Here is a 19381-nt window from a genome sequence, read left to right on the forward strand (position 1 = left end):
TTAGCAGATAGCAGGGAGTGCTGCCAAGGTTTGCGAGGCTGCTTGCTTGCACGGTATATGCGCGGTCTGATATGGTGCCTCCACAACATATAGATCCCAAAGAGAAGCGGGCAGCCAACGTGAGCGATACGCCGGAAACTCCTGAAAACCCTGATGAAAACGTGCCGATGCGTCCATCCTTTGATGGTCCGACGGTTTCCATCGAATCCGAGATGCGCAATTCGTATCTCGACTATGCGATGTCGGTCATCGTCAGCCGTGCCATTCCCGACCTGCGGGACGGGCTGAAGCCGGTACACCGCCGGATCCTCTATGCGATGCATGAGACCGGCAACAGTCACGACAAGGCCTACCGCAAGTCTGCCCGCCCTGTCGGCGACGTGATGGGTAAATACCACCCACATGGCGACAGCGCGATCTATGACGCCCTTGTGCGGATGGCGCAGGACTTTTCGATGTCGCTGCCGCTTCTGGATGGCCAGGGCAACTTCGGCTCCATGGACGGCGATAACCCGGCGGCCATGCGCTATACCGAGGTGCGGATGGACAAACCCGCCGCCTTCATGCTCGCGGACATTGAAAAAGAAACGGTTGATTTCCAGGACAACTACGACGGCAAGGACAAGGAACCCACTGTTCTGCCAGCACGTTTTCCGAATATGCTGGTCAATGGCGCCGGCGGTATTGCGGTCGGCATGGCCACCAATATCCCGCCGCACAATCTGGGCGAAGTGGTCGATGCCACCCTTGCGCTGATCGAAGATCCGGATCTGACCTCAGAACAGCTGATCGACTATGTGCCGGGTCCGGATTTCCCGACCGGGGGCGTGATGCTGGGCCGGTCCGGCGCGCGCAAGGCCTATCTTGAGGGCCGCGGCAGCGTCATCATCCGCGCGAAGGCCCGCGTCGAGGAGATCAGGAAAGACCGCTACGCCATTGTTGTCGATGAGATTCCCTATCAGGTGAACAAGGCGTCCATGATCGAGAAGATCGCCGAACAGGTGCGCGAAAAACGCATCGAAGGGGTGTCTCACGTTCAGGACGAATCCGACCGCAACGGCGTGCGCGTGGTCATCGAACTGAAGCGCGATGCCACAGCAGAGGTGGTTCTGAACCAGCTCTATCGTTTCACGCCGATGCAGACATCCTTTGGCTGCAACATGCTGGCGCTGAACGGTGGCCGTCCTGAACAGCTGACCCTGCGCAAATTCCTCACATCTTTCATCGACTTCCGCGAAGATGTTGTTGCGCGACGCACCGCCTACAACCTGCGCAAAGCGCGTGAACGCAGCCACATCCTCTGTGGTCTGGCGGTTGCCGTTTCCAACGTCGACGAGGTGGTCGCAACCATCCGTTCCTCTGCGGATGCCGCCGAGGCCCGTCAGAAACTGATGACACGCCGCTGGCCGGCATCGGAGATCGCTGGCTATATTCGTCTGATCGACGATCCGACCCACACGATGAACGAGGACGGCACCTATAACCTATCCGAAGTTCAGGCCCGCGCGATCCTTGAGCTGCGGTTGCAGCGCCTCACCCAACTGGGGGTCAAGGAGGTCACCGACGAACTTGAAGAACTGGCCGCCAAGATCAAGGAATACCTTGAAATTCTGTCGTCCCGCGAGCGCATCATGGGCATCATCGCCGATGAGCTGGCCGAGGTCAGAGACAGCTTTGCCGTGCCCCGTCGCACCGAGATCGTCGACTGGTCCGGTGACATGGAAGACGAGGATCTGATCGAGCGCGAGGACATGGTGGTGACCGTGACCTCCGGCGGTTATATCAAACGCACCCCGCTCGCCGATTTCCGAGCGCAGAAACGCGGCGGCAAGGGGCTGTCGGGGATGCAGACCAAGGAAGAGGACGTGGTCACCACGCTCTTCGTCGCCAATACCCACACGCAGCTTCTGTTCTTCACCACCGACGGGATGGTCTACAAGCTCAAGACCTGGCGACTGCCGCAGGGTGGCCGGACTTCCAAGGGCAAGGCGATCGTCAATATCCTGCCGATCCCCACGGGGGTCTCCATCGCCGCCATCATGCCGGTGGATCGCGCTGAGGAAGAGTGGAACGATCTGCAGATCATGTTCGCCACATCTGCTGGAACTGTGCGTCGTAACCGCCTGTCGGACTTCACGAATGTCATGCGCAACGGCAAGATCGCGATGAAGTTCGAGGACGACAACGAAGGCACCAAGCTGATCAATGCGCGCATCTGTTCCGAAGATGACGACATCATGCTGGTGACCAATACCGGGCGCGCGATCCGCTTCCCGACGACCGAGGTGCGGGTGTTCAACTCCCGCAACTCTGTCGGTGTGCGCGGCATCAAGCTTGGCGATGGCGACGAGGTTGTCTCCATGTCGGTGATCCGCCACTCCAAATACACGCCCGAGCAGCGGACGGCCTACCTCAAGATGCGCCGCGCCATGGCCGGTCTCACCGATGAGGATGCCTCTGATGAGGATGCGGTCGAAGATCCGAATTTCTCCACCGAGCTCTTTGCAGAGATGTCTGCGGCGGAAAACCTGATCCTGACGATCACTGCAAAAGGCTCCGGTAAGCTCTCGTCCAGCCACGATTATCCGGTCCGCGGCCGTGGCGGTATGGGCGTCACCGCAATGGACAAGGCAATGCGCGGTGGCGCCTTGGTGGCCTCCTTCCCGGTGGAGCTGGATGACCAGATCATGCTGGCAACATCCAAGGGCCAGTCGATCCGCGTGCCGGTCGATGGCATCTCGTTCCGATCCCGCTCCGCGGGCGGCGTGCGGATCTTCAACACTGGCAAGGGTGAAGAGGTTGTCTCGGTTGCCTGGATTGCGGACAACGGTGACGAGGAAGAAACCGTGGAAGAGTAATCTCTTACCGCTAAAACCTCGCGAAAACGCCGCTCCAGATTTGGCGCGGCGTTTTTTGTTTACGCTTCGCACAGGTTTTGGGCGCAAAGTTGACCGTGATTTCCGCGTATTGAGTCGGGAGAAGCGGCGCATGAATCTCTACCATTGTCAGATAGACCTCCAACACGAAGCCAAAGCTTTGGCCTTTGCCAGCGCTGTGGAGCAATGGATGGAATACCTGAAAGGTCGCGGCGCGATCACCGGCTGGCGCCTGCTGCGACGCAAGCTGAACCTTGCAAACGATACCTGCAAGGATTTCCTGCTGGAGATCGAGTTTGAGAATATGACGCAGCTTGATCAGGCGTTTCGAATTCTGGGTGAACACGACGAGGAGGTTGCGCGCCTCTATGCCAACGTCAACGCGCTGATTGCGCGGTCCGATTTTGGACTGTACCGACCGTTCCCCGATCCCGAACGCGCCGAGCGAATGGCCCTCATCTGATCAGAAAAAGCCCGGGACATACGCCCGGGCCTTTTCTCATATTTGGCCTGCAAGCACCTGTTACAGATTGTAAATCTCAGAAAATTTGGCCTCAAGATAGGTCATCAGCGGCTGATGCGTCGGCGCGGAGCCCGCGGCATGGGTGATGGTGTCACGCGGTTCGCGCAATCCGCCAAACTGTTGCAGGTTATCGCGCAACCACCCGGTCGCAGCAGAGGTATCACCTTCGGCAAGCTGCGCATCCAGATCAGCCACATCACGACGCAGCGCCTCATGCAGGCAGCCTGCATAGACATTGCCCAGTGAATAGGTCGGGAAATACCCAAACAGACCAACGGACCAATGCACGTCCTGCAAACAGCCATTCGACGGCTTGTCGACCGCGTAGCCAAAGTCCGCGAGGAAACGGTCGTTCCACGCGGCTTCCAGATCCTGAACCTCCAGATCTCCCAGCATCAGCGCACGCTCCAGATCGAAACGCAGCATGATGTGCAGGTTGTACTGAAGCTCATCAGCCTCTGTACGGATATAGCCATTCTGCACCCGGTTCACCGCTGCGTAGAACGCATCCTCCGAAGAAACACCAATGTCACCAAAGGCTTCTTGCATCTCCTTGAACAACCAGCTGGTGAAGGCACGGCTGCGCCCGATCTGGTTTTCATAGATCCGGCTCTGGCTTTCATGCACGCCCATGGACACACCACGCCCCAGCGACGTCAGCAGATGCACGCGGTCGATGTTCTGTTCATAGGCCCCATGCCCGACCTCGTGAATGGTGGAGTAGATGCAGTTGAACGGATCGAGCGGATTGGTCCGCGTGGTGATCCGCACATCCAGACCACTGCCTGAGCTGAACGGGTGCACCGCCTTGTCAACGCGACCATGGCTCATATCGTAGCCAAAGGTCTTGGCGATCTTGCGCGCCAGTTTCATCTGCGCGTTCTCGTCAAAGGTGCCCGCCAGACCGGCCGGGGTGGGCTGCTCCAACACACGCGCACGCAGATCCACCAGACCGGGGCGCATGGCATCGAAGATTTCCGCGATTTCAGAGGAGGTTGTGCCCTGCTCGTAATCTGCGACCATCGCGTCGTAGAGGTTGCCACCGGCGGCCAGCGCCTGACCTTCTTGCCGCTTAAGCGCCACGACCTCTTCCAGAACAGGCAGGAATGCCGCAACATCCTCATCCGCGCGCGCCTGCGCCCATTTGCCCTGCGCCTCGGACGTCACGCGGGCGATCTTGCTTGCCAGTTCACCGGGCACCTTGACGGCACGTTCATAGGAACGACGGATCTCGCGCAGCTGCGCGGCGCCGATATCGTCCGGTGCCTTGGCGGTCTCCAACCAGTCCGCAACCCGCGGATCTGACCGACGCGCATGCAGCACCGCCTCGATCGCCGCCATCTCCTCACCGCGCTGGGGGGCGGCCCCGCGTGGCATCATGGTTTCCTGATCCCAGCCAAGACGGCCCGCGATTTGTCCAAGCGCCTGCGTTTCACGTTCAAAAGCAATCAGTTCGTCGAAAGAACTCATGTATTCAATGTCCTTTGATAGAAGTCGTTACAGGGTAGGCCGCCAGAAAACGCGCACGCAAGATCAGCACCCAGACCAACACCGCCACCACCTGGTGGACAATGGCGATCTCCACCGGCGCCGCCGTCAGAACGGTCACAACGCCGATGACCACCTGCAGGCTCAAGACCGCAAAGACGGCGTTAAAGGCAAAACGGGTCGCCGCGTGGGCACTGCGACGCCCGCGCAGCCAGACGACCACGGCGAATACAAACAAGGCGTATCCCGTGACCCGATGAATAAACTGAACCAAGCCCGGGTTTTCAAAGAAGTTTTTCCAGATCGGCTCGATCATGAAGGGACGCGGCGGCAGGATCTGCCCGCCCATCAAGGGCCAGTCGGTATAGGATCGCCCCGCATCGATTCCGGCAACCAGCGCCCCGATCAGGATTTGCAGGAAGGCAAAATGCAGCAACCCCGTGCTCATCCCAAAGATCTTGGCCTCCTTCAGGCGCCGGGCCTGCATCAGGTCGCGCTCTTCACGGCCCAGCAGGAACATGAACCAGGCCAGATAGCCTAGGATCACAAAGGCGAGCCCAAGATGCGTCGCCAACCGATAAGAGGCCACAGCAGTCATGCCCTCACCCAGCGTGACGCCGGACGACACCATCCACCAGCCAATGGCCCCCTGAACACCGCCGAGGACCCCCGGCAGGAGCAAGCGCCCTGTCCAGCCAGTCGGAATGCTGCGGGTGGCCAAAAAGCCCAGAAAACCAACCGCCCAGATCAGGCCAATCACACGGCCGAGCTGCCGATGCCCCCATTCCCACCAGTAAATCGTTTTGAAATCAGAGAGCTCCATCCAGGAGTTCAACAAGTGATACTGGTCGATCTGCTGGTATTTCTCGAACTCGGACTGCCACTCGGCCTCACTCATCGGCGGGATGGCACCGGTCACAGGCCGCCACTCCGTAATCGACAGGCCGGAGTCGGTCAGCCGCGTCAGCCCGCCAACGGCGATCATCGCCACCACCAGCGCAAACAGGACCGCGAGCCAGACGCGGATAGCACCACGCGCGCCGCGGCGTTTGCGATCAATGCCACCGGGCGTCGGTGTGGGCTGCTGTTTGCTGTCGGAGGACACATCCTCAAAAATCGTGCGATTGCTCATCTTGGCCTCACATCTTCATCTGGCGGGACGCTAGGGTCTGAGGGGGAAAAGGTCCAGACAGAGTTAGTCCGGCCCGTGTTGCTTCCAACGGACCATCTGTCGCATCACGCCATGCAGCATCTGCACATCCGCGCGCGTGAGGCGCATTCGGCTCCAGAGGTTGCGGAAAACCGTCTTCATGCCTGGCGCCTTTTCCGGTGGGAAGAAGTAACCCGCCTCCGTCAGGCGGTCCTCGTAATGTTTCACCAGCGCCTCGACCTCCTGGCCCGTGGCCCAGTCGGATTTGCCGATCTCGAAGGTCTCATCCGGGACCTGCTCTTCCTGACGACGCCACTCATAGGCCGTAAGCAGCACGCATTGCGCAAGGTTCAAGGAGGCAAACTCCGGGTTGACCGGCACGGTGATGATGGCGTTGGCCTTGGCGATGTCATCATTTTCCAGCCCTGCGCGCTCGGGACCAAAGAGAACGGCGACCTTCTCGCCCTGCCCCAACAGCTCTGCGGCTTTCTTCATCGCACCTTCGGGGCTGAAGACGGGTTTGGTCAATTCGCGTGGCCGGGCCGTGGTGGCAAAGACATAGGTGCAGTCTGCCAGGGCCTCGGGCAGATCCTGCGCCAGCTGCGCCTCGTCCAGCAGCCGCCCGGCACCGGAGGCCATGGCAACCGCCTTCTGGTTCGGCCAGCCGTCCCGGGGCGCAACAATCCGCATCCGGTCGAGGCCGAAGTTCCACATGGCACGCGCGGCCCCGCCGATGTTTTCACCCATCTGCGGGCGGACAAGCACAAAGTGAGGTTGAGGGCGGTCTGTGGGCATCTGCGAACTCCGGAAAAATCGGCTCTGCCTTACTGTCTGCGCCGGGTTGGGGCAAGCCTTGGCCCTCGGAAAACCTGCGCGATCCGTGCCCAGATCCTTGCGTTGCGCGTGAATTCGGGTAAATACCCGCCAATCAAGCCAACAGGAGCCCTGACAATGGACAGCGCAGAGCAGCAGACACCGGAGCAGCCGCAGATCTATCTGGTCACGCCGCCGAGCTTTGAACTGGGGCAATTCCCGGGGCAGCTGGCGCGGGTGCTGGACGAGATCGAGGTCGCCTGCGTGCGGCTGGATCTGGCGAGCCGGGATGAGGACACGCTGAGCCGCGCCGCGGATGCGCTGCGCGAAGTCACCCATGCACGCGACATCGCGTTGGTGATCTCGGACCATCAGATCCTGGCCGAGCGTCTGGGGCTCGATGGCGTGCATCTGTCGGACTCGTCGAAATCCGTGCGCAGCGCGCGCAAGGCCCTGGGCACCGATACGATCGTCGGCTGTTTCTGCGGCGCTTCCCGACATGAGGGCATGACCGCGGGCGAAGCGGGCGCGGATTACGTCTGTTTTGGTCCGGTCGGACACTCCGGCCTTGGCGATGGCGCCGTCGCCGAGGTTGACCTGTTTCAGTGGTGGTCCGAAATGATCGAGGTTCCCGTGGTCGCCGAAGGTGGCCTGAACACGGACATCGTGCGCAAGATCTCTCCGTTTACCGATTTCTTTGCCGTGGGCGAAGAAATCTGGCGCGAAGAGGATCCGGTCACCGCCCTGAAAACGCTTCAGTCCGCGATGGGCTGAACGCGCCTGCGCCCCGGTGGTCGCCCCGGCCGCCCGGTCTGGTTTGCCCCGTTAGGGTTGCGGCGCCCCTGTCGCTGTGCAGCGTGTCGGCCTCATGTGATATAACGTCGTTCGTGCGCACCTGCGATTGTGCTTGCGGGGGGCGGCGAAAGGCGGCATGAGATCCATATGACTGAAAGCGCTGATTTTTCCGAACCTGACATTCTCTGTGTCGGCTCCGTCCTCTGGGACATCATTGGCCGCAGCACCATGGAGATGCAGCGTGGCTCTGATATGCCGGGCCGTATCACCCGCCTGCCCGGTGGCGTCGCGATGAACATCGCAATGACCCTGGCGCGGTTTGGCATGAAACCCGCCGTGCTGAGCGCGGTCGGACAGGACCCGGAGGGCGACGAGCTGGTCACCGCCTGTGGCCATCTCGGGCTGATCACCGACTATCTCTACCGCTCTGAAGATCTGCCGACGGATCGCTATATGGCGGTCGAAGGCGCAAATGGGCTGATCGCGGCGATCGCCGATGCGCATTCGCTCGAAGCGGCGGGGGACAAGATCCTGCGCCCGCTGACCAGAGGTCCGCTCGGAACCGAAAATGCGCCCTTTTCCGGGCCCATAGCGCTCGACGGCAATCTCAAACTGGCGCTGCTTGATGATATTGCCACCCACCCGGCGTTTAATGCCGCGGATCTGCGCGTGGCGCCGGCCTCGCCGGGCAAGGCAGAGCGTCTGCGTCCGTTTCTGACACACAAGCGCGGCACCCTCTATGTGAACCTGGAGGAAGCGGGCCTCTTGTGTCAGGACAGATTCACCGACAGTGAAACCGCCGCGCAGGCGCTCCTGTCCCGCGGGGCCGACCGGGTTCTGGTCACCGATGGCGGCCAATCCGCCACCGAGGCCGACGCCAGCGCCTCCCGCACCCAAGTTCCGCCACGCGTGACCGTCGCCCGGGTAACCGGCGCTGGCGACACGTTCATGGCCGCCCATATCGCCGCCGAATCCCGGGGCGAGGATCGCGACAGCGCCCTCGCCTCTGCCCTGCGCGCGGCTGCAACCTACGTATCCGGAGAACCACCCCTGTGATCGACATCACCTATTCCGCCGAAGTCGAAGCCGCCCGCGCCGAGGGCAAACCGATCGTGGCGCTGGAAAGCACCATCATCACCCATGGCATGCCCTATCCGCAAAACGTCGAAGTGGCGGCGCAGGTCGAGGCCGACATTCGCGCCGCTGGCGCCGTTCCCGCCACCATGGCGGTCATCAAGGGCACGCTGCATGTGGGGCTTGAGGCCGACACGTTGCAGTCTCTCGGTCAGGCCGAGGGTGTGGCGAAGATCTCGCGCGCCGATTTTGCCGCCTGCATGGCGTCGGGGGGCACCGGCGCCACCACCGTGGCTGCCACCATGATCGCCGCGCGGCTTGCCGGGATTTCCGTCTTTGCAACCGGCGGTATCGGCGGTGTGCACAAGGGGGCCGAGACCAGCTTTGACATCTCCGCGGACCTGCTGGAGCTGGCACAGACCCCCGTGACGGTTGTCGCCGCCGGCGCCAAGGCGATCCTGGATGTGCCCAAGACACTGGAAGTGCTGGAAACCCAAGGGGTTCCGGTCATTGCATACGGTCAAGACAGCTTCCCTGCGTTCTGGTCGGCAACCTCTGACCTGAGTGCGCCGCTGCGCATGGACAGCGCCGCCGAGATTGCCCGCGCCCACGTCCTGCGCCGCGCCATGGAGCTGCCCGGTGGCCAGTTGGTGGCCAATCCCATCCCGACAGACGAGCAAATCCCAGCAGAAGAACTGGCCCCGATCATTGCACAGGCGCAAAGCGAAGCAGATGCACAGGGCGTCACCGGCAAGGATGTGACCCCCTTCCTGTTGCAGCGGATTTTCGAACTGACAGAGGGGCGCTCGCTGGAGGCCAATATTGCCCTGGTCCGCAACAACGCGCGGCTGGCGGCGGAAATTGCCAAAGAACTGGCCAGTCTGTGAAACAATCGCAACCGGCGGCATGCGAATCCATTGTCGCGGACCACGACAGTCCCTAACTTGCATGCGAGCCAATCAGACAATCGAATATGAACACGCCATTTGACGATCCTCCTCCCCCGCCGCGCCGCCCCGGGCTCTTTGCCCGGCTGCGGTCCTCCTTTCTGACAGGTATCGTGGTGATCGCGCCGGTTGGTCTGACCATCTGGCTGTTGTGGTCGGTGACAGGCTGGGTCGATGGCGTGGTTCTGCCGCTGGTGCCCAGCACCTTTCAGCCGGAGCAATATATCGGGATCAACCTGCGGGGCGTGGGGCTGATCATCTTTTTGCTGTTCACCATCGTGGTGGGCTGGATTGCAAAGGGCATCATCGGCCGCTCCCTGATCGGCTACGCCGAAAGCCTGGTGGATCGGATGCCGGTGGTGCGTTCGATCTATTCCGGGATCAAGCAGATCTCGGAAACCGTCTTTGCCCAGACCGAGCGCAGCTTTGAGAAGGCCTGCCTGATCCAGTATCCGCGTCGCGGCATCTGGGCGATCGGGTTCATTTCGACGACAGCAAAGGGCGAGATCCTCAAACATGCCGAAACGAGCGGGCGACTGATCAGCGTCTTTGTTCCCACCACGCCGAACCCGACATCCGGTTTTCTGCTGTATTTCCCCGAGGAAGACGTGATCGAGCTGGACATGAGCGTCGAGGACGCCGCCAAACTGGTGATTTCAGCCGGTCTTGTCTATCCCAACGGCAAGGACCCGGCCGAGGCGTTGGAGCAGAAGGCCGCCAAATAACAGCGGCTTCAGCCAAACATCGCGCCGAGATCCACGGTCTGCCTGTGACCGAGGTCATTCATATGCTGGTCAAGAAACCCCTCCGCCGCCTCGCGTCCGGCGGTTTTGAGCATATGCAGGATCTGCGGGATCGGTATCAGCTTTGTGGTCACAGAGAGCCGCGTCATCAGGTCATCGTCCGCGATCATATGCACCAGCACCCGTTTCATGCGCCCCTGCTCCATCGTGCCGTCTTCGATCAGGCGCTGCACAAAGGAGATTGCCCGCAATTCGCGCAGCAATGAGGAATTGAAGCTGATCTCGTTCACCCGGTTCTGAATGTCATGGGCGGTCTTTGGAACCTCCGCGCGCACCAGCGGATTGATGTTCACGACCACGACATCATCCGGAAGATCATCGCGAAACAGCGGAAACAGGGCGGGATTTCCCGTAAAGCCGCCATCCCAATAGGCCTCGGTCTGGCCGGTCTTGGGGTTTGGGAGTTCGATCGCCTGAAACAGATTGGGCAAACAGGCCGATGCCAGGATTGCATCGGTTGAGACCTCTGTTCCTGAAAACACCCGCACCTTGCCGGTTTGCACGGACGTCGCGCAAATATACAGATCCGGTCCGGCATCGGCGCAAACCTCTCCAAAATCGAACTGCTCCACAACCGGGCGCAGCGGGTTGCGGTAAAACGGTCCGTAGGAATACGGCGATACCGCCTGGCTCATCGCCTCAATCGGCGAGAAGGGCGCCATTACCTTCAGCGTGTTCAGCAACGGGCTGGCGTCGACCCCGGCAATCCAGTTGGCCATGCGCATATCGCCCACGGCCCCCATCCGGGCCCAGAGCCGGTCAAGCGAGGCCTTGGCCCCGGCCCGCCCGTCCCGCGCCATGCCCGCCTTGAGCGCAGCACCATTCAGCGCCCCCGCGGAGGTGCCGGTGATAGAGGCGATCTCCAGCGCCTCATCCTCGAGCAACCGATCCAGCACGCCCCAGGTAAACGCCCCATGCGCGCCGCCGCCCTGCAAGGCGAGATTTATGCGTTTCACCATTGGTCTTCCCGTTTGCGAGAGGGACGACCGCCAAACAGAAGGGCGGCCGCTGTCGACACCGGTTTCACCTTTACAGCGCGGTCCAGCCGCCATCGACGCTGATGGTGGTGCCGGTGATCTGTTTCGCCGCATCCGAACACAGGAAATTCACCGTACCGCCCAGCTGTTCGACGGTGGCGAACTCGCGCGAGGGCTGGCGTTCCAGCATCACCTTCTTGATGACCTCCTCGCGCCCCATGTTGTATTTCTCCATGGTGTCGGGGATTTGCGCCTCCACCAGCGGTGTCAGGACATATCCCGGGCACACCGCGTTGCAGGTGATCGGCTCTTCGGCGGTTTCCAGCGCCACGGTCTTGGTCAGGCCGACGATGCCATGTTTGGCTGCCACATAGGCGGATTTGAACGGCGATGCGGTCAGACCATGGGCGGAGGCAATATTGACCACCCTGCCCCAGCCCGCTGCCCGCATATGCGGCAGGGCGGCTGCGGTGGTGTGAAACGCGGAGGTGAGGTTGATCGCGATGATCGCGTCCCATTTCTCGGTCGGAAACGCGTCGATGGGCGCCACATGCTGAATGCCGGCATTGTTCACCAGGATGTCACAGCCGCCGGCCTGATCGATCAGGGCGCGGCACTCCTCCGCCTTTGACATATCCGCCTTGATATAGCGGGCCTCGACGCCAAACTCCTTGGCGATTTCGGCGGCAATGGCGTGATCTTCGTCGCGATTCGTAAAGGAGTTCAGCACCACATTGGCCCCCGCCCGGGCGAGCTCTTGCGCGACGCCCAGCCCGATGCCGGAATTGGAGCCGGTCACGATCACGGTTTTACCTGTCACGGACATGTTCTATCCCCTGAATATCCTGAGTAGCGTTGGCGGCAGCTTTGCATGCTGCACCCGCGAAATAAACGCCCAATCGAGAGGAAAGGTCCAGCCCCTGCGCGCCTCAGCTTAACGACCATAGTCAAACGCCCCGGTTCTGGGGGCACAAAGGCTGCGCCTGGATCAAGGGATCTGCAAAGAAAAAAACGCCGGCACGAAGCCGGCGTTCAGTTATTGAGGCAGGTTTCATACAGGCAAGAAACCTATCGAGCAGTGACTCCGTTATAAGCAATTTCCGGCTTCGGTCCAAGCTAAAAGTTTGAATTACCCCGGAAGCCCAGATAGCGTCTGCACATATGAAAATAAGGGCAGCGCAGGATTGTTCTCAAAATGAGACCATTATTTTTCTCTCTTCTTCGTGCGGCAGCAGGCGGAATCGCACTTCTTGCGACCACGAGTCTCGCCAGTGCAGAATCAGCCCATGGCATTGCCATGTATGGCGATCCGGCGCTCGCGTCTGATTTTACGGCACTGCCCTATGTAAACCCGGATGCGCCCAAAGGCGGCACCGTCGTGTTTGGCAATCTCGGCAGTTTTGACTCGCTCAATCCGTTCACCAACAAGGGCAATCCCCCCTGGCAAATGCGGTTCTGGGGCTACGAGAGCCTGATGGGTCGCTCCTATGATGAGCCCTTTTCCCTCTATGGGGTTCTGGCCGAATCGATTGAGACCCCGGAAGACCGATCCTGGGTGGAATTCACCCTGCGCGAGGAAGCCCGGTTTTCCGATGGCAGCCCGGTCACCGTCGAGGATGTGATCTGGTCCTATGAAACCCTCGGCACCGAAGGCAACCTGCGCTATCGCAGCTTCTGGGACAAGATCGAGACAATCGAACAAACCGGGCCGCGCAGCCTGCGGATCAGCTTTAATGTCGAGGATCGCGAACTGGCGTTGATCGCCGGGCTCCGGCCGGTGCTGAAAAAGGCGCAATGGGAGGGGACCTCCTTTGCCGATGCCGATCCCAGCGAGGTTCCCATCGGCTCCGCCCCTTACCGGGTCAGCAGTTTCGAACTTGGCCGCTCCGTCACGTTTGAACGCAACCCCGACTATTGGGGCAAGGACGTGCCGTTTCGCCGAGGCACCAACAACTTTGACGAAATGCGGTTGGAGTTTTTTGGTGATCAGACGGTTCTGTTTGAGGCCTTCAAGGCCGGAACCCTTTCGGCTGTGCGGGAATTCAATGCCGCAAAGTGGGATCGGGATTACGACTTTGCACGCGTGCAAGATGGCGCGGTTATCAAGACTGAAATTCCCAATCAGAAACCCTCCGGCATGACCGGGCTGGTGATGAATACACGACGCGAGGCGCTGTCAGACTGGCGCGTGCGGCAGGCCCTGATCGAGGCTTTCAACTATGAATTCATCAACGACACGCTGACCGGAGGCCGCCTGCCACGGATTACGTCCTATTTTTCAAACTCCTACCTGTCGATGCAGGATGGCCCCGCAACCGGGCGCGTCGCAGAGCTCCTCACCCCCTTTGCCGACGATCTCCTGCCCGGCACGCTCGATGGTTACAGCCTGCCCGTCAGTGACGGCAGCGCACGCAATCGTGCCAACCTGCGCCGTGCGCGCACGCTGCTGGAAGAGGCCGGCTGGACGATCACCGACGGCGCATTGACCAACGCCGATGGCGAACAGATGCAGCTCAAGGTCCTGCTGCAACACGGCAACCTCGGTGAAGAGGAGATGCAAAAGGCCGTCGAGATCTACGCCAGCGCCCTGGAACGGCTGGGCATTTCGCTCACGACCGATCTGGTCGACAGCGCGCAATACGTCGAGCGTCAGAACGAATACGACTTTGACCTGACATTCTTCCGTCGCGCCCTGTCTCTCAGCCCCGGCAATGAGCAGATACTTTATTGGGGCAGCAACGGCATAGACGCGCCCGGTTCCCGCAATCTCATGGGCATGGACAGCCCGGCGGCAGAGGCGATGATCCAGCACATGCTGACCACCAGCTCCGCTGAGGAGTTCATTGCCGCCACCCGCGCCTTGGACCGCATCCTGACCGCGGGGCGCTATGTGATTCCGATCTGGCAATACGCAAAGAGCCGTATCGCCCATGACGCCACCATGAGATACCCGATGCGCATCCCGATCTACGGCGACGGACACCACTACATGCCCGAGGTCTGGTGGCACGCGCAGGATTGAGATCCAGCCCCTAGACGGCCCGCCTCGCAATGAGTGGGCCGTTTTTGCCAGCAATCCCCTGACCTTAGCAACGCACCCTTGCGCCAACTGCCAGTGCCCTACTGATTTTCCAGAGGGTCAGTATAACTAAAATCAAATTTCATTCAGGCGAAGCTTTGCCAAATATTGCAAAACCTTCAAGAAACGCTGACAGAGCGACTGTTTCTTGCTACATTCAGCATCACGAATTCGGATTGTGTCCCAGGGTGTGAGGGTTGCGATGATTGAATTGAACGAAGTGAACCTTGCGCGCAGCCTGCCACGCTTGCAGCAACGATTTCCCGATCTCGTTGTCGATAGTGTTGTCAGTGCGATGACCCAGACCGACGAGCTGATCCAGGCCGTTGCCTCTGCCCAGGGAATATCCCTCACCGAAGCCCGCGAAGAGATGCGGGATTTTTTATATCTGGAGAGTCTGCGCGAAGAGCTGACCGCCTGAAGCCGCCTGCGGCTGGTTCCGACCCGACGGTGAGACGCCACTCGGATCGGGGTTAGCGTCATGCGTCCGTCAGGCCAATGATGTGACCCAGAGGATCGTCGCATCCTCGGGGCTGACGGACACCACGTTGTGCCCCATCGCCCCATCGTAATAGGCGCTGTCGCCACGGCGCATTTCCACCGGCTCGTAAAACTCGGTATAAAGCGTCACGACCCCGGTCAGCACGTATAGAAACTCTTCGCCGTCATGGCGCACCCAGCCGTCGAACTCATCGAGCCTGCGCGCCCGCACCCGTGCGCGGTAAGGCAACATATGTTTGCGGGTCAGCCCGTCCGCCAACAGTTCGTGCTCGTAGGTGGCAGTGGCATGGGCTGAACCCTCGCCGAATTTTGTCACTGTCATGCGCCCGTTGACCTGATCGCGCTGGGGCGGCGTGAACAACTGCGGCACCGAGATCTGCAGGCCGACCGCCAGCTTCTTCAACGCCTCATAGGTCGGTGACATCTGACCGTTTTCGATCTTGGAGAGCGTCGAACGCGCCAGCCCCGCCTGATTGGCGGCGTGCTCCAACGTCCAGTCACGCTGTTTGCGCAACTCCCTGACCCGAGCCCCCAGATCAAGGGGTTCCGGTTCACGTTCCTCGCCATTGGCATGGGCGATGGAAATCAGTGTCTTCGGGTCGCGGTCTACCATGAAAGTCCTATAGTGGCGCCTTCGCGGCCTTGCAACGCCGACTTGCTCCGATGCGCGCCCCGGGGTAGTCAGATTCATGCTTTCTATCTTCGATCAGGGTCAGCACCCGCCTTGTCCGGCCCCTTTCAACCTGGCAGCGCATGTCCTGCAACATGCCGGTGACCGTGCAGCGCATCCGGCCGTCGTGATTGCAGGCGCAAACGGCGACGAGGTCTGGACCTATGCCCGTTTTGAAACCGCAGTGCGCGGCATCGCCACCGGCCTGATCGAGGCCGGGCTCAAACCCGGTGACCTACTGCTGATGCGGTTGGGAAACACGGTGGAATTCCCGCAAGTGTTCCTCGCCGCGATCTCTGTCGGCCTGATCCCGGTGCCCACCTCGGCGCAGCTGACCGCGCCCGAAGTCGCGCAGATCATCGCCGATCTGTCACCCGCTGCCGTGGTGCGTGCCCCGGATGTGGTCAGCGCTCCGCACGCCAGAGAAATCCCGCTGGCAGAAATCCGACGGATGCAGAGCCTGGCCGCCGCGCCATATGACCTCGGCGCGCCGGACCGCCTTGCCTATGTGGTCTATACATCGGGCACCGGCGGCACGCCCCGGGCCGTGGCGCATGCCCACCGCGCGGTGTGGGCGCGGCAGATGATGATCCGGGACTGGGCCGCACTGTCCGCCTCTGATCGTCTGCTGCATGCAGGCGCGTTCAACTGGACCTTTACGCTTGGCACCGGGATCATGGATCCGCTGTCGCTTGGGGCCACCGCAATCATTCCCGCACCAGATGTGGATCTGACCGCTCTGCCTGCGCTCCTTGACAGATCTCAGGCAAGTGTTTTTGCTGCTGTACCGGGCGTATACAGAAAGATATTGAAGCAGGAGCCTCTGCCCGAACTGACCCATCTGCGACATGGGCTGGCCGCCGGGGAGAAACTGCCCGCCGATCTGCGCGAACACTGGCAGCAAGGCACCGGCACCCCGATCTACGAAGCCTTCGGCATGTCGGAATGCTCCACCTTCGTGTCCTCGGCTCCGCATCGCCCCTCGGATGGTGCCATGCTGGGCACGCCGCAGACCGGACGCCGGGTGGCCATCCTGTCGGACGAGGGCCCCGTCCCGATCGGAACCGAAGGGATCATTGCCATCCATCGCGACGATCCGGGGCTGATGCTGCGCTACCTCCATGCGCCCGAGGCAACGCAAGCACGGTTTCGCGGCGAGTGGTTCCTGACCGGGGACAGAGGCATCATGCACGAGACCGGTGAAATCGAATACTGCGGCCGCGATGATGACATGCTGAATGCGGGTGGCTATCGCGTGTCTCCTCTGGAGATTGAGAAAGTCTTTGCAACCCACGACAGGATAACACAATTCGCAGCTGCCGAAGTGGAAGTGAAACCAGGGGTGCGCATCATTGCGGGGTTTTATTCCGGTCGCGAAGACGTGACCGATGCCGAGCTTCAGGCTTTTGCAAGCACGCAGCTGGCAGCGTACAAGCGCCCCAAAGCCTATAAACGCCTGACCGAGTTGCCGAGCAACCCCAATGGCAAACTCCTGCGCCGGGCCCTGCCCGATCTGTTCAAGGATTAGAAAATGACCGAGCCAAACCTGCCGCCCCATGTGAAACTCGACATCCTGTCGGATCCGATCTGCCCCTGGTGCTATATCGGCAAGACCCTGTTGGACCGGGCGCTCGCCGCCGAACCGGATCACCCCTTCGTGGTGGAGTGGCATCCCTTTCAGCTGAACCCGGAGATGCCGGCCGACGGCATGGATCGTCGCGCCTATCTGGAAGCCAAATTCGGCGGTAAGGACAATGCCGTCAACGTCTATGCCGAGATCGCAAAACATGCCGAGGCCGCTGGCGTGAAGATCAACTTCGAAGCCATGCAGCGCACCCCGAACACCATCGACGCCCACCGTCTGATCCATTGGGCCGGTCTGGAGGCCAAACAGTCCGAGGTGGTCGACGCGCTGTTTGACGCCTATTTCGTGGCCGGCAAAGACATCGGCGATGCGGCGGTTCTGGCCGATGTGGCCGCCGACGCCGGGCTGGAGCGCGCGGTGATCGAAAAACTCCTGGCCAGTGACAATGACATCCAGGCCATTCGCGACCGGGACGCGCATTCGCGCGAGATGGGCGTGAACTCCGTCCCGACCTTCATTATTGCAAACCAGCATGTGGTGCCCGGTGCGCAGCAACCGGAGCTTTGGGCCCAGGTGATCGCCGACATCAAATCGCAGCTTGCCAGCGCGTCGTCTGCTGAAGATGAGGAAACCCCTACACAACATTGATGCCAAATACTTTTTAAAACCCAACGGATCAGGGTGGTTGCGCGGATTACGCGCAATGCACATATGTCTGTGCGTACATTTAACAATTGAAGCGCTTTTCGGCATGCACAATCCATGTTAGCGCCGGGGCACCGGCCTCCGAACCCGGGGCGATGTCCGCCCCCGTTCATGTCGCCGGCAGAGGTTTACAGATGACAGAACACCCTAAATCCACCTTGTCGCAGGGCGAATTCATCGCCCTGATCGCAATGATGTTTGCAACCATCGCCTTTTCGATCGATGCCATGCTGCCAGCGCTTCCGGATATTGGCGCAACTCTGAGCCCGGATGACACCAACCGCGCCCAGTTGATCGTGACCTCCTTTGTCATGGGCATGGGGCTTGGCACTTTCTTTACCGGCCCGCTGTCCGATGCCTTTGGCCGCAAGCCGGTCATTTACGTGGGGTCGGCGCTCTATTGCATGGGCGCGCTGGCCGCGTATTTCAGCCAATCCCTCGAAACCATCCTGATCTCGCGGGTGCTGATGGGCCTCGGGGCCGCAGCGCCGCGTGTGGTGGCCATCGCCATCGTGCGCGACCTCTATGTGGGGCGGGACATGGCGCGGATCATGTCGCTTGCAATGATGATCTTCACGCTGGTGCCCGCATTTGCACCACTTCTGGGCAGCGGCATTATCGCGCTGACAGACTGGCGCGGGATTTTTGCGGCCTTTGCGCTGTTTTCCGTCATTATCGTGCTCTGGATGGGGTTCCGTCTTCAGGAACCGCTGCGCAAGGAAGACCGTCGCCCCTTCCGCCTGCCGCAATTGCTCAGCGCGCTGCGGGAAATGGTCAACCATCCCACCGTGAGGCTGTCGATCCTGGCCCAGACCTTCTGCATGTCGATGCTGTTCACCATGATCGTCATGGTGCAGCCGGTATATGAAATCGTGTTTGAGCGCGCCGAGAGCTTTCCGATCTGGTTCATGATCGTCGCCCTGATGGCGGGCAGCGCCAGTTTCCTCAACGCCTCTCTGGTGGGACGTGTGGGGATGCGTCGCATGGTGACATGGGCCCTGGGGGCACAGATCTGCGCCAGCAGCGTGATGTTCCTGGCCACCGGCTTCACCATCGCCGAACCGATGAATTTCTACATGTTTGTGGCCTGGCAAACCAGCGTGTTCTTCATGGTCGGATTGACGCTCGGCAATCTGAACGCGATCGCGATGGAGCCGATGGGCCATATCGCCGGTCTTGCCGCCTCGGTCATGGGGGCGATCTCCACGGTGGTGGCCGCCATCATCGCCGCCCCGATCGGCTTGTTGTTTGACGGCACCATCGTCCCACTGGTGATGGGCGTGCTTGGGACTGCGTTTCTTGCCTTCCTGACCATGCTGTGGATGGGTCGCGTCGAAGCGATGACCGCACCGGCCTGACAACGCCCTGACCTGAAAATACTAGGTTATCAAATGA

The 19381-nt window shown here is 60.8% G+C and carries 17 protein-coding genes; 11 read left to right on the forward strand and 6 right to left on the reverse strand.

Going from position 1 to position 19381, the window contains the following annotated elements; translation table 11 throughout:
* Window positions 1-71: 71 nt before the first annotated feature.
* Together gyrA and MHM97_RS07560 are read left to right on the forward strand one after the other, a co-directional pair.
* Window positions 72-2858 (forward strand): DNA gyrase subunit A, encoded by a 2787-nt coding sequence (gene gyrA / locus MHM97_RS07555; protein ID WP_239321474.1) that lies wholly within the window; start codon window positions 72-74, stop codon window positions 2856-2858.
* A gap of 130 nt (window positions 2859-2988) precedes the next feature.
* A complete protein-coding gene (locus MHM97_RS07560; RefSeq protein WP_005615674.1) occupies window positions 2989-3339 on the forward strand; it encodes a DUF6614 family protein in 351 nt (116 codons plus the stop codon).
* 60 nt (window positions 3340-3399) lie between these two features.
* Here MHM97_RS07560 and MHM97_RS07565 read toward each other — a convergent pair whose 3' ends face one another.
* The 3 genes from MHM97_RS07565 to MHM97_RS07575 all read right to left on the reverse strand — a co-directional run bounded on the left by MHM97_RS07565 (window position 3400) and on the right by MHM97_RS07575 (window position 6832).
* Window positions 3400-4869 (reverse strand): carboxypeptidase M32, encoded by a 1470-nt coding sequence (locus MHM97_RS07565; RefSeq protein ID WP_239321476.1) that lies wholly within the window; start codon window positions 4867-4869, stop codon window positions 3400-3402.
* Window positions 4870-4873: 4 nt separating this feature from the next.
* Complete coding sequence (gene ctaA, locus MHM97_RS07570; protein WP_239321477.1) at window positions 4874-6019, reverse strand: heme A synthase; 1146 nt, start codon at window positions 6017-6019, stop codon at window positions 4874-4876.
* A 63-nt stretch (window positions 6020-6082) separates the two neighbouring features.
* Entirely contained in the window at window positions 6083-6832 is a 750-nt protein-coding gene (locus tag MHM97_RS07575) for an RNA methyltransferase (protein WP_239321479.1), read from the reverse strand.
* Window positions 6833-6988: 156 nt separating this feature from the next.
* On the opposite strand from MHM97_RS07575, the gene MHM97_RS07580 reads away from it, so the two are divergent.
* From MHM97_RS07580 to MHM97_RS07595, 4 genes are all read left to right on the forward strand, one after another.
* Window positions 6989-7624 (forward strand): thiamine phosphate synthase, encoded by a 636-nt coding sequence (locus tag MHM97_RS07580; protein WP_239321481.1) that lies wholly within the window; start codon window positions 6989-6991, stop codon window positions 7622-7624.
* A gap of 168 nt (window positions 7625-7792) precedes the next feature.
* A complete protein-coding gene (locus tag MHM97_RS07585) occupies window positions 7793-8701 on the forward strand; it encodes a PfkB family carbohydrate kinase (RefSeq protein WP_239321483.1) in 909 nt (302 codons plus the stop codon).
* Window positions 8698-9606, forward strand: coding sequence for a pseudouridine-5'-phosphate glycosidase (locus MHM97_RS07590; protein WP_239321485.1), 909 nt, complete (start codon window positions 8698-8700; stop codon window positions 9604-9606). The genes MHM97_RS07585 and MHM97_RS07590 overlap by 4 nt, the downstream gene beginning before the upstream one ends.
* 86 nt (window positions 9607-9692) lie before the next feature.
* A complete protein-coding gene (locus MHM97_RS07595; RefSeq protein WP_239321487.1) occupies window positions 9693-10391 on the forward strand; it encodes a DUF502 domain-containing protein in 699 nt (232 codons plus the stop codon).
* Window positions 10392-10399: 8 nt separating this feature from the next.
* Here MHM97_RS07595 and MHM97_RS07600 read toward each other — a convergent pair whose 3' ends face one another.
* Both MHM97_RS07600 and MHM97_RS07605 read right to left on the reverse strand, forming a co-directional pair.
* Complete coding sequence (locus MHM97_RS07600) at window positions 10400-11428, reverse strand: patatin-like phospholipase family protein (RefSeq protein ID WP_239321489.1); 1029 nt, start codon at window positions 11426-11428, stop codon at window positions 10400-10402.
* Between the two features lie 70 nt (window positions 11429-11498).
* Window positions 11499-12272 (reverse strand): 3-hydroxybutyrate dehydrogenase, encoded by a 774-nt coding sequence (locus MHM97_RS07605; protein ID WP_239321491.1) that lies wholly within the window; start codon window positions 12270-12272, stop codon window positions 11499-11501.
* Window positions 12273-12641: 369 nt separating this feature from the next.
* Between MHM97_RS07605 and MHM97_RS07610 the strand changes: the two genes are divergently transcribed.
* Both MHM97_RS07610 and MHM97_RS07615 read left to right on the forward strand, forming a co-directional pair.
* Window positions 12642-14468, forward strand: coding sequence for an extracellular solute-binding protein (locus MHM97_RS07610; protein ID WP_239321493.1), 1827 nt, complete (start codon window positions 12642-12644; stop codon window positions 14466-14468).
* Between the two features lie 259 nt (window positions 14469-14727).
* Entirely contained in the window at window positions 14728-14946 is a 219-nt protein-coding gene (locus tag MHM97_RS07615) for a hypothetical protein (protein ID WP_239321495.1), read from the forward strand.
* Window positions 14947-15015: 69 nt separating this feature from the next.
* Here the strand turns inward: MHM97_RS07615 and MHM97_RS07620 are convergent, their stop codons facing one another.
* Window positions 15016-15639: a helix-turn-helix domain-containing protein gene (locus tag MHM97_RS07620; protein ID WP_239321497.1), complete on the reverse strand. Its 624-nt coding sequence runs from the start codon at window positions 15637-15639 to the stop codon at window positions 15016-15018.
* Window positions 15640-15715: 76 nt separating this feature from the next.
* Here MHM97_RS07620 and MHM97_RS07625 point away from each other — a divergent pair, with 76 nt between their 5' ends.
* From MHM97_RS07625 to MHM97_RS07635, 3 genes are all read left to right on the forward strand, one after another.
* Window positions 15716-17224, forward strand: coding sequence for a class I adenylate-forming enzyme family protein (locus MHM97_RS07625; protein ID WP_239321499.1), 1509 nt, complete (start codon window positions 15716-15718; stop codon window positions 17222-17224).
* A gap of 3 nt (window positions 17225-17227) precedes the next feature.
* Window positions 17228-17929 (forward strand): DsbA family oxidoreductase, encoded by a 702-nt coding sequence (locus tag MHM97_RS07630; RefSeq protein ID WP_239321501.1) that lies wholly within the window; start codon window positions 17228-17230, stop codon window positions 17927-17929.
* Window positions 17930-18120: 191 nt separating this feature from the next.
* Window positions 18121-19344 (forward strand): multidrug effflux MFS transporter, encoded by a 1224-nt coding sequence (locus tag MHM97_RS07635; protein WP_239321503.1) that lies wholly within the window; start codon window positions 18121-18123, stop codon window positions 19342-19344.
* The last annotated feature ends 37 nt before the right edge of the window (window positions 19345-19381 follow it).

It is taken from the genome of Epibacterium sp. Ofav1-8, assembly GCF_022348185.1.
Classification (GTDB): Bacteria; Pseudomonadota; Alphaproteobacteria; order Rhodobacterales; family Rhodobacteraceae; genus Epibacterium.

Coding starts and splice junctions, on each gene's coding strand:
- MHM97_RS07605 (WP_239321491.1), bottom strand. CDS start 12,272: ATGTCCGTGACAGGTAAAACCGTGATCGTGACCGGCTCCAATTCCGGC.
- MHM97_RS07580 (WP_239321481.1), top strand. CDS start 6,989: ATGGACAGCGCAGAGCAGCAGACACCGGAGCAGCCGCAGATCTATCTG.
- MHM97_RS07565 (WP_239321476.1), bottom strand. CDS start 4,869: ATGAGTTCTTTCGACGAACTGATTGCTTTTGAACGTGAAACGCAGGCG.
- MHM97_RS07615 (WP_239321495.1), top strand. CDS start 14,728: ATGATTGAATTGAACGAAGTGAACCTTGCGCGCAGCCTGCCACGCTTG.
- MHM97_RS07625 (WP_239321499.1), top strand. CDS start 15,716: ATGCTTTCTATCTTCGATCAGGGTCAGCACCCGCCTTGTCCGGCCCCT.
- MHM97_RS07630 (WP_239321501.1), top strand. CDS start 17,228: ATGACCGAGCCAAACCTGCCGCCCCATGTGAAACTCGACATCCTGTCG.
- MHM97_RS07575 (WP_239321479.1), bottom strand. CDS start 6,832: ATGCCCACAGACCGCCCTCAACCTCACTTTGTGCTTGTCCGCCCGCAG.
- MHM97_RS07635 (WP_239321503.1), top strand. CDS start 18,121: ATGACAGAACACCCTAAATCCACCTTGTCGCAGGGCGAATTCATCGCC.
- gyrA (WP_239321474.1), top strand. CDS start 72: ATGGTGCCTCCACAACATATAGATCCCAAAGAGAAGCGGGCAGCCAAC.
- MHM97_RS07610 (WP_239321493.1), top strand. CDS start 12,642: ATGAGACCATTATTTTTCTCTCTTCTTCGTGCGGCAGCAGGCGGAATC.
- MHM97_RS07585 (WP_239321483.1), top strand. CDS start 7,793: ATGACTGAAAGCGCTGATTTTTCCGAACCTGACATTCTCTGTGTCGGC.
- MHM97_RS07620 (WP_239321497.1), bottom strand. CDS start 15,639: ATGGTAGACCGCGACCCGAAGACACTGATTTCCATCGCCCATGCCAAT.
- MHM97_RS07595 (WP_239321487.1), top strand. CDS start 9,693: ATGAACACGCCATTTGACGATCCTCCTCCCCCGCCGCGCCGCCCCGGG.
- MHM97_RS07560 (WP_005615674.1), top strand. CDS start 2,989: ATGAATCTCTACCATTGTCAGATAGACCTCCAACACGAAGCCAAAGCT.
- MHM97_RS07600 (WP_239321489.1), bottom strand. CDS start 11,428: ATGGTGAAACGCATAAATCTCGCCTTGCAGGGCGGCGGCGCGCATGGG.
- ctaA (WP_239321477.1), bottom strand. CDS start 6,019: ATGAGCAATCGCACGATTTTTGAGGATGTGTCCTCCGACAGCAAACAG.